This window comes from Bacillus glycinifermentans, from assembly GCF_001042475.2.
Taxonomy (GTDB): Bacteria; Bacillota; Bacilli; order Bacillales; family Bacillaceae; genus Bacillus; species Bacillus glycinifermentans.
Genome location: NZ_LECW02000004.1, coordinates 333,397 through 346,598, shown reverse-complemented (window position 1 = coordinate 346,598; position 13,202 = coordinate 333,397). Strand labels below are relative to the sequence as shown.

Here is a 13,202-nt window from a genome sequence, read left to right as displayed (position 1 = left end):
TCGGGTCATTTTTTAGTTCCCTGCCGGAAAAGAGGTGCTTTTTTTGAAGAAGAAAAAAAGGAACGAAAAAGACCGGCTCATCCGCGTGAAAAACGGACGATCCCTTCCCGTCTTGCTCTATGCGGCAATTTCTGCGCTCATGTTTGTGTTGCTCTTTTTCCATGTCAGGCCCCAATCGCTTGATTTGGATCTATTCTCGATAAGCGACAATACGATTTACGCCCCGGCTACGGTAGAAGACCAAAAAGCAACAGCCGTCAAAAAACAAGAAGCCAGGGAAGAAGTTCACGATCAATACACCTTGAAAAAGGAGTATTCCGACAACAGGGTGGATCTCGTTTCATCGATATTTGACACCATCAAGGAAGTAAAAAAGGAGAGCGCCGAAAAGGAGAAAAAAGACAAAGGAGCGCCGTCTGAAGAAGAACAGATTAAATCGGCCGAAGACAAACTGACCTCAGATGTAACTGATTTTTTGTCGAGGGATTCGGTTAAAAGCCTTTTGAAGGCAAGCGACGGAGAGCTTTCGATGACCCGGGATTCCGTCATCACCGCTGTCAATGATGTGATGAGCGAAGAAATTTCGGCCGGGAAGCTTGACGAAGCAAAGGAAAAAGTCACGAAAGAATTGAAAGGCAACTCGGTTCCTTCGAAATTAAGAAGTGCCGCCAATGAAATCGGCCGCTTCGCGATTATCCCCAATTATGTCTATGACCCTGAAAAAACGGAGCAGAAGCGTCAGGAGGCGGCGGACAGCATCCAGCCGGTTCAGATTAAACAGGGACAGATCCTCGTTGAGGAAAATCAGCTGATCGACAGGGAAGTGTACCGGAAGCTCCAATTGACCGGATTGTTAAGCGGGGCCAACGTATACAAACCGATCGGCGGACTGCTGCTTTTGATCGGGCTGTTTATCGCCGCTCTCAGTTACTATTTTGAAAAACAGCACGGCAACCGGCAGCCGAAAAATAAATCGCTGCTGCTGTTTACATTGATTACGGCGGTCGTGTTGATCGTCATGGAGGTCATCAGCCTCTTTCAGGAGCTTGAGTTCAGCCATATCGGATACTTGGTTCCGGTCGCGATGGGCGTCATGCTGATCAAGCTTTTAATTAACGAACGGCTGGCGATCCTTGCAAGCATGATCCTTTCGATCTGCGGAAGCATTATGTTTAATCAGGGCGTCACAGGCACATTCAATTACGGAATCGGAACTTACTTTTTGATTAGTGCGATCGCGGGTATACTGTTTTTAGGAAAGCATCATGCAAGATCGAAGATCCTTCAGGCGGGGCTGTTTGTGTCATTTGTGAACATTGTCGTCATGTTTGCCCTGCAATTGATCCAAAATACGGCGCAATCCGGCTGGGAAGTAGGCACATATCTCGTGATGGGATTGGTTTCCGGTATCGGGTCTTCCGTTCTTGTTCTCGGCTTTATGCCGTTTTTCGAAAGCGGCTTCGGCATATTATCGACGATGAAGCTGATCGAGCTTTCAAACCCGAACCACCCGCTGCTCCGCAAAATTTTGACGGAAACGCCTGGAACGTATCACCACAGCGTCATGGTCGCAAATCTGTCAGAGGCAGCCTGTGAAGCAGTCGGGGCAAACGGCCTCTTGGCAAGGGTCGGCGCTTACTATCATGACATCGGAAAGACGAAGCGGCCCCAATATTTTATAGAAAATCAAATGAATATCGACAATCCGCATGACAAGCTGTCTCCGCAGCTGAGCAAAAACATCATTATTTCGCATGCGACAGACGGAGCGGAGATGCTGAAAAAACACAAGATGCCGAAGGAATTGGTCGATATTGCAGAGCAGCATCACGGCACGTCCCTGCTGAAATTTTTCTACTATAAGGCAAAAGAAAAAGGGGACCAGACGACAGAGGAAGAATTCCGCTACCCTGGTCCAAAACCGCAATCGAGAGAAGCGGCGATCATTTCGGTGGCCGACAGCGTGGAAGCTGCCGTGCGGTCGATGCACAATCCGAACCCGGAGCGGATCGAAAAGCTCGTGCGCGGCATCATTTCGGATAAGCTGCAGGACGGGCAGTTCGATGAATGCGATCTGACGCTTAAGGAACTTAACACGATAGCGAAGACGCTTTGTGAAACGTTAAAAGGCATTTTCCATTCCCGGATCGAATATCCGGAGGCTAATCCAAAACAGAAGGTGAAACACTAATGAGTTTAATTCTCGATATCTCAGACGAAACAGGCCGTCTCACAGAGGGACAGCTTGAGGAAATTGAAAAGCTTCTTCAATTTGCGGCGAAAGAAGAAGGCGTCGCCGATCAGGCGGAAGTATCCGTAACGATCGTGACAAACGAGGAAATACAGAAGATTAATAAAGAATACCGCGGAAAAGATTACCCGACCGACGTCATCTCGTTCGCTCTTGAAGAAGACGGAGAGGGAGAGGTCGAGATTATCGGAGCCGAAATGCCGCCGGTCCTCGGCGATATTATCATCAGTATCGATAAAGCGGAGGAGCAGGCCGGAGAATACGGCCATTCGCTGATGAGGGAGCTCGGATTCTTAAGCGTACACGGCTTTCTTCATCTGCTCGGATATGACCATATGACAGATGAAGAAGAAAAAGAGATGTTCACGAAACAGAAGGAACTCTTGAACAAATATGGGCTCACAAGATCCTCTTAAACCGAACGAATGGATCCGGCTGAAAAAAAGCTTTTCACACGCCTTCGCCGGAATTATCAAGACGTTCATGTCCGAGCGCAATTTTAAAATACACACGGGAGCCGCAGTCATCGTGATCGTCTGCGGCTTCGTCTTCAGGCTGTCCGTATTGGAATGGGCCGTTATGTTCATCCTTATCGGCGGAATGCTCGCTTTGGAGCTTATGAACACCGCCGTTGAGCATGTTGTCGATTTGATCACGAAGAAGAGCCATCCGCTGGCGAAAGCCGCAAAAGATGCGGCGGCAGGGGCGGTTTGCGTCTTTGCTGCTGTTTCGTGTATCATTGGATTACTCATCTTTTTGTCAAAGCTGTTTTAACAATCTCTTTTTCCGCCTGACCAAAGAGATTCTTACAAAAAATTTACATTTTGATTTTGGGCGTGAAAAAGGAGCCATTTTTATGTAAAATAAAAGTGTTAGCGGTACCATAACCGCTATGGGAAGGAATTCATACATTGACTAAACAAGAGCTGATTAGAGAGGCACTAAAAGCAAGGGAATTGGCATACGTTCCGTATTCAAAGTTCAAAGTCGGCGCCGCCCTTCTGACAGAGGACGGCAAGGTGTATAAAGGCTGCAATATCGAAAATGCCGCGTACAGCCTGTGCAACTGTGCCGAGCGGACGGCATTGTTCAAGGCTTATTCTGAAGGGGACAAAGCCTTCAAAATGCTTGCGGTTGCAGCAGACACGCCGCGCCCGGTGTCGCCGTGCGGAGCGTGCAGGCAGGTTATAGCCGAACTGTGCTCAAAAAACATGCCCGTCATTTTGACCAATCTTAAAGGCCAAGTTGAAGAAACGACTGTTCAAGAATTACTGCCAGGAGCATTTTCATCGGAGGATTTACATGACAAAGGAAAGCTTTAAATCAGGATTCGTGTCCATAATCGGACGCCCAAACGTAGGAAAATCTACTTTTTTGAATCGCGTGATCGGCCAAAAAATTGCGATCATGAGCGATAAGCCGCAGACGACGAGAAACAAAGTGCAAGGGGTCTTGACGACTGACACCTCGCAAACCATTTTTATCGATACGCCGGGCATTCACAAGCCGAAGCACAAACTGGGTGACTTCATGATGAAGGTTGCACAGAATACCTTGAAAGAAGTCGACATGATTTTGTTCATGATTAATGCGGCGGAAGGCTACGGCAAAGGCGACGAATTTATCATCGAACGCCTGAAAGGGTTAACGACTCCGGTGTTTTTGGTCGTCAATAAAATCGATCAGCTTCATCCGGATGACCTGCTTCTGCTCATTGATGAATACAGGGCCAGATACCCGTTTAAAGAGATCATTCCGATTTCCGCCCTTGAGGGAAATAATATTGACACTCTTCTAAAGCAAATCGAACATTATTTGCCGGAAGGTCCGCAGTTTTACCCGAGTGACCAGGTGACGGATCATCCAGAGCGTTTTATCATTTCTGAGCTGATTCGGGAAAAAGTGCTGCATCTGACAAGGGAAGAGATCCCTCACAGCATTGCGGTAACGATCGATTCCATTAAAGAAAGGGAAAAAGGTTCTGTATACGTGAGCGCGACGATCGTCGTTGAACGCGATTCGCAAAAAGGAATTGTCATCGGGAAAAGGGGCAGCCTGCTGAAGGAAGTCGGCAAACGGGCAAGGGCCGACATCGAAGCTTTGCTCGGCTCCTCGGTTTATTTGGAGCTTTGGGTCAAAGTCCAGAAGGATTGGCGCAACAAGATGTCTCAGCTTCGTGATTTTGGATTTAAGGAAGACGAGTATTAACGGACCGAACTTGACCGGGGTATAGTCGTTACAAAATCTCTCGAAATCAAAGCGATATTAGTAAAAATTGTTTAACATGAAATGGAGGATGCGAGGTCAAGATAAGCTTAAGAATTTGGATGTTGAAAAAGCTAGTTATAAACAGAAAGGTGGGGCTTTTTATGCTGAATTTTACTTGGAATGTATTTTCACAAACAGGAAACGTTGATACGTACCTCCTTTTTAAAGAACTGGAAAAGGAGAACCTGGAAAGACCCGATGTACTTGAAGAAGAGCTAGCGCAACCTGACTTTCCAATTTTGTAATCTTGATTGTATCCCTCCAAATGTTTTGGATGGTGCTCATATGCTGACGAAATGTGAAGGTATCGTCCTTCGTACCAACGATTACGGTGAAACCAATAAAATTTTGACAATCATGACAAGGGAACACGGGAAAATCGGCGTGCTGGCCAGGGGGGCTAAAAAGCCGAACAGCCGCTTGTCCGCCATTTCCCAGCCCTTTCTTTATGCTTCGTTTTTGTTTCGGAAATCATCCGGGCTCGGTACGCTTGAGCAGGGCGAGATGCTCGAAAGCATGCGGAATATCCGGGAGGACCTTTTCTTAACGGCGCATGCCGCTTATATCGCCGAATTGATGGACAAAGGAACGGATGAAAAGAAATCGAACCCGTTTTTATTCGAACTGCTTCTTCAGTCGATGAGGAGGCTGAATGAAGGTACGGATCCGGACATCATCACCAACCTGATCGAAGTCAAAATGCTCGGCGTGATGGGCCTTTATCCGGAGCTTGATGAATGTGTCCACTGCAAAAGCAAAGACGGCACATTCCATTTCTCAATCCGTGACAACGGCTTTATCTGCCACCGATGTTTCGCAAAAGACCCTTACAGGATCCCGCTGTCACCCGCTTCCGCCAGGCTCTTGAGGCTGCTTTTTTATTTTGATTTGTCAAGGCTCGGGAATGTATCGGTCAAACGGGAAACGAAGGAAGAGCTGAAGAGGGTCATTCAGCTTTACTATGACGAGTATTCGGGAATTTTTCTCAAATCGCGACGCTTTATGGAGCAGATGGACAATATGAAAAAAATGCTCGGCAACGAAAACAAAAGTTGACATCCTCTTCATCTTTTTATAAGATCATGTCATATAGAGTACGGGCTGTGTGCCCAAATCAGTTTCAATAATGACGCTGCGTTGACGGAAAGAAGTAGTTGCGCCCCCTCATGAGAGCGACTCCGGGACGGTGAAAGCCGGGGATGAGAGCGTAAATGAAAGGCATTCCTTGAGCAGCTTTTTAAAAAAGAGGCTTGCAGGCGATCAGGCTTGCAGCAAATAGGGTGGAACCGCGGGAGAACTCTCGTCCCTATGTTTGTCAAAAAACAAGCATAGGGACGGGAGTTTTTTTCTGCCCAGTTTTCCCTATGCCGCATGGAGAATTTGAAAAACACGTTTTGTGGAGGTGCTTTATTTGAATATTCAAGAAATGATTTTGACGCTGCAAAAGCATTGGTCTAACGAAGGCTGTGTTCTTTTGCAGTCGTATGATGTGGAAAAAGGCGCGGGGACGATGAGCCCTTATACATTTTTACGGAGCCTCGGGCCGGAACCGTGGAAGGTCGCGTACGTAGAACCGTCAAGACGTCCTGCTGACGGCAGATACGGCGAGAACCCAAACAGGCTGTATCAGCACCATCAGTTCCAGGTCATCATCAAACCGTCGCCGGACAACATTCAGGAGCTGTATTTGGATTCCTTAAAGGCGCTCGGGATTGATCCGTTGGAACATGACATCAGATTTGTCGAGGACAACTGGGAAAACCCGTCGCTCGGCTGTGCCGGTCTTGGCTGGGAAGTATGGCTGGATGGCATGGAAATCACCCAGTTCACCTATTTTCAGCAAGTCGGAGGGCTCGAATGCAAACCGGTTTCCGTTGAAATCACATACGGTATTGAACGGCTTGCCTCGTATATTCAAGACAAAGAGAACGTATTCGACTTGGAATGGACCAAAGGCTACACGATAAGAGACTTATTCATGATGGCTGAATACGAACATTCCGTATATACGTTTGAAACGTCTGACGTAGATATGCTGTTTGACTTGTTTGCCACATATGAAAAAGAAGCAAACCGCCAAATGGATCAAGGGCTCGTCCATCCTGCATATGACTATGTCCTGAAATGCTCGCACACCTTTAACTTGCTCGATGCAAAAGGAGCTATTTCCGTAACCGAACGGACCGGGTATATTGCGCGGGTCAGAAACCTTGCCAGAAAAGTGGCGAAAACGTATTACAACGAACGCGAAAAGCTGGGCTTTCCAATGCTGAAGGAGGAAGAGGCATCCCATGAGTAATAAAGATTTGCTGTTAGAAATCGGATTAGAAGAAATGCCGGCGCGGTTCATGCACGACAGCATGACGCAATTGGGAGAAAAAATCGAAAGCTGGCTGAAAGACAAAAACATCGCGTACGGCAATATCCGGCTTTTTAACTCGCCGAGAAGGCTTGCAGTCCTTGTGGAAAACACAGCCGAAAAGCAGGATGATATAAAAGAAGAAGCCAAAGGGCCTGCCAAAAAAATCGCCATTGACGAAAACGGCGAATGGACGAAAGCCGCGATAGGCTTTTCAAGAGGGCAAGGCGCAAGTCCGGAAGATTTATATGTGAAAGACGTAAAAGGGACGGAATACGTATTCGTGCAAAAGTTCCAAAAGGGACAGGACACCGTCTCGCTGCTGCCTGAACTGCGCGATTTGGTGACGAGCCTTCACTTCCCGAAAAATATGCGCTGGGGCAACGAAGAGCTAAAATACATCCGGCCGATTAAATGGATTGTCGCTTTATTCGGCAGCGAGGTCGTTCCTTTTTCGGTCGCACATGTCGAAAGCGGCCGAATCTCGGAGGGGCACCGTTTCCTCGGAGAAGCGGTCGAGCTGAACGCGCCGAAAGAATACGAGGCGAAGCTGGAAAGCCAATTCGTCATCGCTGATCCAAAAAAGCGCAAGCAGCTCATTACAGAGCAGCTTGACAAATTGGCTGCCGAAAAATCGTGGAACATTCCAAGAGACGAAGATTTGCTCGATGAAGTCAACCATCTCGTTGAATACCCGACCGTTTTGTTCGGTTCGTTTGAAGAGGAATTTCTGGCGATCCCTGAAGAGGTTCTCGTCACAACGATGAGAGAGCATCAGCGCTATTTCCCTGTCAAAGATGGAACAGGTGCACTGCTTCCGTTCTTTGTAACGGTGCGGAACGGAAACGACCGGGCGCTGGAAAACGTCGCAAAGGGAAACGAAAAGGTGTTAAGGGCACGCCTTTCAGATGCTGCTTTCTTCTACAAGGAAGACCAAAAATTAAACATTGAGGAAAATGTGAAAAAACTTGAGAAGATCGTCTTCCATGAAGAGCTTGGCTCACTTGGAGACAAGGTGAGACGGTCTGCGGCAATCGCCGGGCGGATCGCACAGGAAATCGACGCTGACGATGAAACGGTGAAGCTGATCGACCGTGCGGCACACATTTCCAAATTTGATTTGGTTACGCAGATGGTCTATGAGTTCCCTGAACTTCAAGGAATCATGGGCGAAAAATACGCGCGGATGCTCGGCGAAAACGAAGAAGTCGCGCGCGCCGTTAACGAGCATTACATGCCGAGACAGGCCGGCGGTGAGACACCTTCAACTCTTGTCGGCGCCGTCGTTGCATTAGCCGACAAGCTTGACACCGTCGCTTCGTTCTTCAAAATCGGCGTGATTCCGACAGGCTCCCAGGACCCCTACGGCTTGAGAAGGCAGGCGAGCGGAATCGTTCAGATCCTGGTTGACCGGAACTGGGGAATTTCGTTTGAAAAGCTGATTTCCTTTACAGAATTGAAAGAAAACAGCGAGCTGCTCGATTTCTTCAAACAGCGGCTTAAATATGTGCTGACCGGGGAAAACATCCGTTACGACGTGGTAGACGCCGTCCTTGAAAGCACAGAGCTTGAACCGTATTCAGCCCTTAAAAAAGCCGCCGTTCTCGAAGCGCAGGCCGCAAAACCGGAATTTAAAGAAACGGCTGAGGCGCTGGCAAGGGTCATGTCGATCAGCAAAAAAAGCGAAACTGCTGCCATTGACGCATCACTGTTCGAAAATCCGCAAGAATCAGAACTGTTTCAGGCATATGAAGAAACGAAACGGAAAATCGCGGACCTTTACGAAGCAAAAGATTATGAAGGAGCCTTTGGCGAGCTTTCCAAGCTGAAAGCGCCGATCGAGGCTTACTTCGACCATACGATGGTTCACGCCGACGATGAAAGATTAAAAGAAAACCGCTTAGCGCAAATGGCAAATTTGGCGAAACTGATCCGGAGTTTTGCAAACATAAATGACATCATTGTAAAATAAACGGACAGATGACGGTTGCCGCATATGCGGGCAGCCGTCTTTTTGCCAAAACTTTTTTCGCATTTGTCGACCTTTTTCATAGAGTTCAAATGTAATTGCTGTTATTTTCGCGGCTTTTTGCGTTATAATATGTTATCGACTGTTTATACATATTGAACGAATCGTGAGCTTCAGCTTAAAGGTGGTGAGTACGATCGAACTAAATAAACGTCAGGAGCATATTTTGCAGATTGTCAAGGAGAACGGCCCGATAACCGGGGAGCATATAGCCGAAAAGCTGAATTTGACAAGGGCTACCCTCAGGCCGGATTTGGCGATATTAACGATGTCCGGTTTTTTAGAAGCGAGGCCGAGGGTCGGTTATTTTTATACGGGCAAGACAGGCACCCAGCTTTTGGCTGATAAGCTGAAAAAGCTGCAGGTAAAAGACTTTCAGTCGATTCCGGTGGTGATTCACGAAAATGTTTCCGTCTATGATGCGATCTGTACGATGTTCTTAGAAGACGTAGGAACGCTTTTTGTTGTTGATGATAATGCTATCTTAGTCGGTGTACTTTCACGCAAAGATTTGCTCAGGGCAAGCATCGGCAAACAGGAGCTCCCTTCTATACCCGTCCATATCATTATGACAAGAATGCCTAACATTACGATATGCAGGCGCGATGATTTTATTTTGGACGTCGCCAAAACGCTCATTGAAAAACAAATTGACGCATTGCCCGTTGTAAAAGATACGGAAAAAGGCTTTGAAGTAGTGGGAAGAATCACGAAGACAAACATGACAAAAATCCTTGTCGGCTTATCTGAAAATGAAATCATGTAGAGTGAAAAACCAATGGGGGGATATCATGAATAATCGGACGATTTATGTTGTATCCGACTCTGTCGGCGAGACGGCCGAACTGGTTGTTAAGGCGGCGGTCAGTCAATTCAACGGTTCATCTGAGCATACCAATATCAGGCGGATTCCATATGTGGAAGACCGCGGAACAATTAAAGAAGTCATTTCGCTGGCAGAAGCCGACGGCGGCATCATCTGCTTTACGCTCGTTGTGCCGGAAATCCGCGAATTTTTAATTGCTGAAGCTGAAAAAAGAAACGTAGTCTATTACGATATCATCGGCCCGCTGATCGAGAAAATGGAGTCCGTCTACGGTTTTAGCGCCAAATATGAGCCGGGGCGCGTCCGCCAGCTTGACGAAGATTACTTCAAAAAGGTGGAAGCGATCGAATTTGCCGTGAAGTATGACGACGGCAGGGACCCGCGGGGGATATTAAAAGCGGATATCGTCTTAATCGGCGTATCGAGAACGTCTAAAACCCCATTATCACAATATTTGGCTCACAAGCGCCTGAAGGTGGCAAACGTGCCGATCGTTCCGGAAGTCGATCCTCCGGAAGAGCTCTTTACCGTTGATCCGGCGAAATGCATCGGCTTGAAAATCAGCCCTGATAAGCTGAACCATATCCGGAAAGAGCGCCTAAAATCGTTGGGCCTCAATGACAAAGCAATATATGCCAACATCAACCGCATCAAAGAAGAGCTCGAATTCTTTGAAAAAGTCGTGAACCGCATCGGCTGCAACGTCGTAGACGTATCGAATAAAGCGGTAGAAGAAACGGCTAACATGATCCATAACATGATGACAAAAAGGGCCTAAACATAAAACTCAGGACACCCCATCCTGGGTTTTTGCTTTGGGCGTTTTGGGAAAAGTGAAAATGTTAGCATCTTTGACCCATTTGTATTATAATAAAAAATTGTGATAAAATGATTAATTTTAGGTTTAAGCTTAGTACAGAACGAATAAACTATTATGGGTATCGTGTCAAGAATTTCAAGAAAAAAACTTTCGACAAATTCTTTATAGATCGATTATTTTGAAACCTGTGTGATTTTGCCCGTATTTATAGCAGGAGTTTGATGGAGGGATGGAGAATTAGTCTTCTTGAAAACAAAAGGACGATTTTTGTCGATGCAGACGCATGCCCGGTAAAAGACGAGGTGCTGAAAGTGGCATCCGAATACGAAGTGGATGTTGTGTTCGTGGCTTCATTCGAACATTATCAAGTCACAAGGGAAGAAAGAGAGAATTGGAAGTACGTCGATCCGCATAAAGAAGCGGCGGATCTGTACATTGCCAATCATGTTCGCGCAGGTGATTTGGTCATTACACAGGATATCGGGCTCGCATCACTCTTGCTTGGCAAAAAGGTCTTTGTGATGTCAGAGAGAGGATTTCGTTTCGAGGAGAAGTCCATCGATCTCGCGCTTTGCCGCCGTCACATTTCTCAAAAACTGAGAAGGAGCGGGCGCTACACAAAAGGCCCGAAAAAGCTTGTCAAAGGAGACAGGGAGCGATTTGTCAGAGAGCTGCAAAAAATCTTGTCGAAAATTGAAGGATTTACGTACTAAGCAGCGAATTATGTACGACGGAGTGTTGGAACATGGGCAATCGTATACCGGATGAAATTGTAGAACAAGTTCAGAAATCGGCTGATATCGTTGAAGTGATTGGAGAGTACGTCCAGTTAAGAAAACAGGGGCGTAATTATTTTGGGCTCTGTCCATTTCACGGCGAGAATACGCCATCTTTTTCCGTTTCTGGAGAAAAACAGATCTTCCACTGTTTTGGGTGCGGAGCGGGAGGAAATGTCTTTTCATTTTTAAGACAAATCGAAGGTTATTCATTTAGTGAAGCAGTGACTCATTTGGCGGACAAATATCATATCGATATGCCTGATCATGTAACGGCTGTTTCCTCATACAGCTCCGGCAATTCAGATGAACAGAAGATGGCGGAAGCTCATGAGCTGTTAAAGAAATTTTATCATCATTTGCTGGTCAATACAAAAGAAGGCCAAAAAGCGCTCGATTATTTGCTCGAGAGAGGCATTTCGATGGAAGAGATCGAGCGGTTTGAAATCGGCTGCGCTCTTGATTCATGGGATTTCATAACGAAATTTTTAGAGCGGAGAGGCTTTGAAGCCGGCTTGATGGAAAAAGCGGGCCTGATCATCAGGCGTGAAAACGGAGACGGCTATTTTGACCGCTTCAGGAATCGGATTATGTTCCCGATTCATGATCACCACGGAACAACGGTCGCATTTTCGGGACGGACGTTCACCGGAGAGCATCCGAAATATATGAACAGTCCCGAAACCCCGATTTTCCGAAAAAGCAAGCTGCTGTACCATTTTCACCAGGCGCGGCTTCACATTCGAAAAGAAGAAAGGGCCGTCCTTTTTGAAGGGTTTGCCGATGTCATTTCAGCCGTCGGTTCAGGTGTGAAAGAAGCGATCGCGACGATGGGAACAGCCCTTACGGAAGAGCATGCAAAGGTCATCAGGCGTAATGTCGGAGAGGTCATCCTTTGCTATGATTCGGATCAGGCCGGATACGAGGCCACGCTGAAAGCGGCTGACATGCTTCAAAAGCGGGGTTGTACCGTCAAGGTTGCGATGATTCCCGACGGCCTGGATCCCGATGACTACATCAAAAAATTCGGCGGCGAAAAATTCAAGCAGGATGTAATAGGGTCCAGCGTCACGATCATGACGTTTAAAATGCACTATTTCCGCAAGGGAAAAAATCTGTCTGATGAAGGTGACCGTTTAGCCTACATCAACGATGTATTAAAGGAAGTCAGCCAGCTCAGCGGGCCTCTTGAGCAGGAGATCTATATCAAGCAGCTGGCAAATGAGTTTTCGCTCTCACTCGATTCGCTGAAAGAGCAGCTTTCCGTTTTTGAAAAAGAATCCGCCGGCAGGAAAAGGGACAGCGGCCGTAACGAATTGCAGGAACGGCGCACTTCAGTCCCGCGGCCTCCGCGAAAAAAAACGGGGCTTCGACCGGCTCATGAAAACGCCGAGCGACTGCTGATCGCCCACATGATTCGCGACCGGGACGTCATCCGAAAGGTTTTGGACCGCGTCGGCTTTGAGTTTAACCTTGATCAGCACAGGGCGATAGCGGCTTATTTGTATGCCATGTATGAAGAAGGAGCCGACATTTCTATCCAGCAGCTCTTTAAAAGAATTGATGATCAGGAGCTGGGCCAGCTTCTTACGGATATTTTAATGCTTCAGATAAACGATGAGCTCAGCGAAACGGAATTATCTGATTACGTAAAAAAAGTGTTGAATTACCGAAATTGGTCAATGATAAAAGAAAAAGAAGCTGCAAGGACGGAAGCCGAACGGCAAAAGGATTTTATTAAAGCGGCGACTTTAGCTCAGGAAATTATTAAGTTGAACCGTTCGCTAAAATAAATCGTTATATAATAGGAGAGCATTTGGCAATGAATCCTTACGGAGGAGCAAATGCTTGTCCTAATCACATATTGTCAATT

The 13,202-nt window shown here is 46.9% G+C and carries 13 protein-coding genes; all 13 read left to right on the top strand.

Translation table 11 applies throughout. The features are described from left to right. Nucleotides 1-139: 139 nt before the first annotated feature. Nucleotides 140-2,191 carry an HD family phosphohydrolase gene (locus AB447_RS04650; RefSeq protein WP_232517720.1) on the top strand — a complete coding sequence of 684 codons (2,052 nt, stop codon included), beginning with the start codon at nt 140-142 and terminating at the stop codon, nt 2,189-2,191. Then, on the top strand, nt 2,191-2,667 hold the full coding sequence (gene ybeY, locus AB447_RS04645) for an rRNA maturation RNase YbeY (protein ID WP_048355483.1): 477 nt from the start codon (nt 2,191-2,193) through the stop codon (nt 2,665-2,667). The genes AB447_RS04650 and ybeY overlap by 1 nt, the downstream gene beginning before the upstream one ends. Beyond that, complete coding sequence (locus AB447_RS04640) at nt 2,645-3,025, top strand: diacylglycerol kinase family protein (RefSeq protein ID WP_048355484.1); 381 nt, start codon at nt 2,645-2,647, stop codon at nt 3,023-3,025. The genes ybeY and AB447_RS04640 overlap by 23 nt, the downstream gene beginning before the upstream one ends. Before the next feature lie 137 nt (nt 3,026-3,162). Then, nucleotides 3,163-3,573, top strand: a complete 411-nt coding sequence (locus AB447_RS04635; protein WP_046130030.1) for a cytidine deaminase — start codon at nt 3,163-3,165, stop codon at nt 3,571-3,573. Next, nucleotides 3,554-4,459, top strand: coding sequence for a GTPase Era (era, locus tag AB447_RS04630; protein WP_048355485.1), 906 nt, complete (start codon nt 3,554-3,556; stop codon nt 4,457-4,459). Before AB447_RS04635 ends, era begins: the two co-directional genes overlap by 20 nt. A 161-nt stretch (nt 4,460-4,620) precedes the next feature. Beyond that, a complete protein-coding gene (locus tag AB447_RS04625; RefSeq protein ID WP_065894752.1) occupies nt 4,621-4,764 on the top strand; it encodes a YqzL family protein in 144 nt (47 codons plus the stop codon). A gap of 40 nt (nt 4,765-4,804) precedes the next feature. Next, nucleotides 4,805-5,575, top strand: coding sequence for a DNA repair protein RecO (gene recO, locus AB447_RS04620; RefSeq protein WP_048355486.1), 771 nt, complete (start codon nt 4,805-4,807; stop codon nt 5,573-5,575). A 355-nt stretch (nt 5,576-5,930) separates the two neighbouring features. Further along, entirely contained in the window at nt 5,931-6,818 is an 888-nt protein-coding gene (gene glyQ, locus AB447_RS04615; protein ID WP_006637598.1) for a glycine--tRNA ligase subunit alpha, read from the top strand. Then, complete coding sequence (glyS, locus tag AB447_RS04610; RefSeq protein WP_048355487.1) at nt 6,811-8,850, top strand: glycine--tRNA ligase subunit beta; 2,040 nt, start codon at nt 6,811-6,813, stop codon at nt 8,848-8,850. The genes glyQ and glyS overlap by 8 nt, the downstream gene beginning before the upstream one ends. A gap of 184 nt (nt 8,851-9,034) precedes the next feature. Next, nucleotides 9,035-9,673 carry a transcriptional regulator CcpN gene (ccpN, locus tag AB447_RS04605; protein WP_048355501.1) on the top strand — a complete coding sequence of 213 codons (639 nt, stop codon included), beginning with the start codon at nt 9,035-9,037 and terminating at the stop codon, nt 9,671-9,673. Between the two features lie 25 nt (nt 9,674-9,698). Further along, nucleotides 9,699-10,511, top strand: coding sequence for a pyruvate, water dikinase regulatory protein (locus AB447_RS04600; protein WP_057957452.1), 813 nt, complete (start codon nt 9,699-9,701; stop codon nt 10,509-10,511). Between the two features lie 263 nt (nt 10,512-10,774). Then, nucleotides 10,775-11,266, top strand: coding sequence for a YaiI/YqxD family protein (locus AB447_RS04595; RefSeq protein ID WP_057957451.1), 492 nt, complete (start codon nt 10,775-10,777; stop codon nt 11,264-11,266). A 32-nt stretch (nt 11,267-11,298) separates the two neighbouring features. Beyond that, nucleotides 11,299-13,122 (top strand): DNA primase, encoded by a 1,824-nt coding sequence (gene dnaG / locus AB447_RS04590; RefSeq protein WP_048355489.1) that lies wholly within the window; start codon nt 11,299-11,301, stop codon nt 13,120-13,122. The last annotated feature ends 80 nt before the right edge of the window (nt 13,123-13,202 follow it).

Excerpts from the sequence above, each read along its gene's own strand:
- AB447_RS04650 (WP_232517720.1), top strand. The coding sequence starts at position 140 with ATGTTTGTGTTGCTCTTTTTCCATGTCAGGCCCCAATCGCTTGATTTG.
- era (WP_048355485.1), top strand. The coding sequence starts at position 3,554 with ATGACAAAGGAAAGCTTTAAATCAGGATTCGTGTCCATAATCGGACGC.
- AB447_RS04595 (WP_057957451.1), top strand. The coding sequence starts at position 10,775 with ATGGAGGGATGGAGAATTAGTCTTCTTGAAAACAAAAGGACGATTTTT.
- AB447_RS04625 (WP_065894752.1), top strand. The coding sequence starts at position 4,621 with ATGCTGAATTTTACTTGGAATGTATTTTCACAAACAGGAAACGTTGAT.
- recO (WP_048355486.1), top strand. The coding sequence starts at position 4,805 with ATGCTGACGAAATGTGAAGGTATCGTCCTTCGTACCAACGATTACGGT.
- glyS (WP_048355487.1), top strand. The coding sequence starts at position 6,811 with ATGAGTAATAAAGATTTGCTGTTAGAAATCGGATTAGAAGAAATGCCG.
- AB447_RS04640 (WP_048355484.1), top strand. The coding sequence starts at position 2,645 with ATGGGCTCACAAGATCCTCTTAAACCGAACGAATGGATCCGGCTGAAA.
- ybeY (WP_048355483.1), top strand. The coding sequence starts at position 2,191 with ATGAGTTTAATTCTCGATATCTCAGACGAAACAGGCCGTCTCACAGAG.
- dnaG (WP_048355489.1), top strand. The coding sequence starts at position 11,299 with ATGGGCAATCGTATACCGGATGAAATTGTAGAACAAGTTCAGAAATCG.
- AB447_RS04600 (WP_057957452.1), top strand. The coding sequence starts at position 9,699 with ATGAATAATCGGACGATTTATGTTGTATCCGACTCTGTCGGCGAGACG.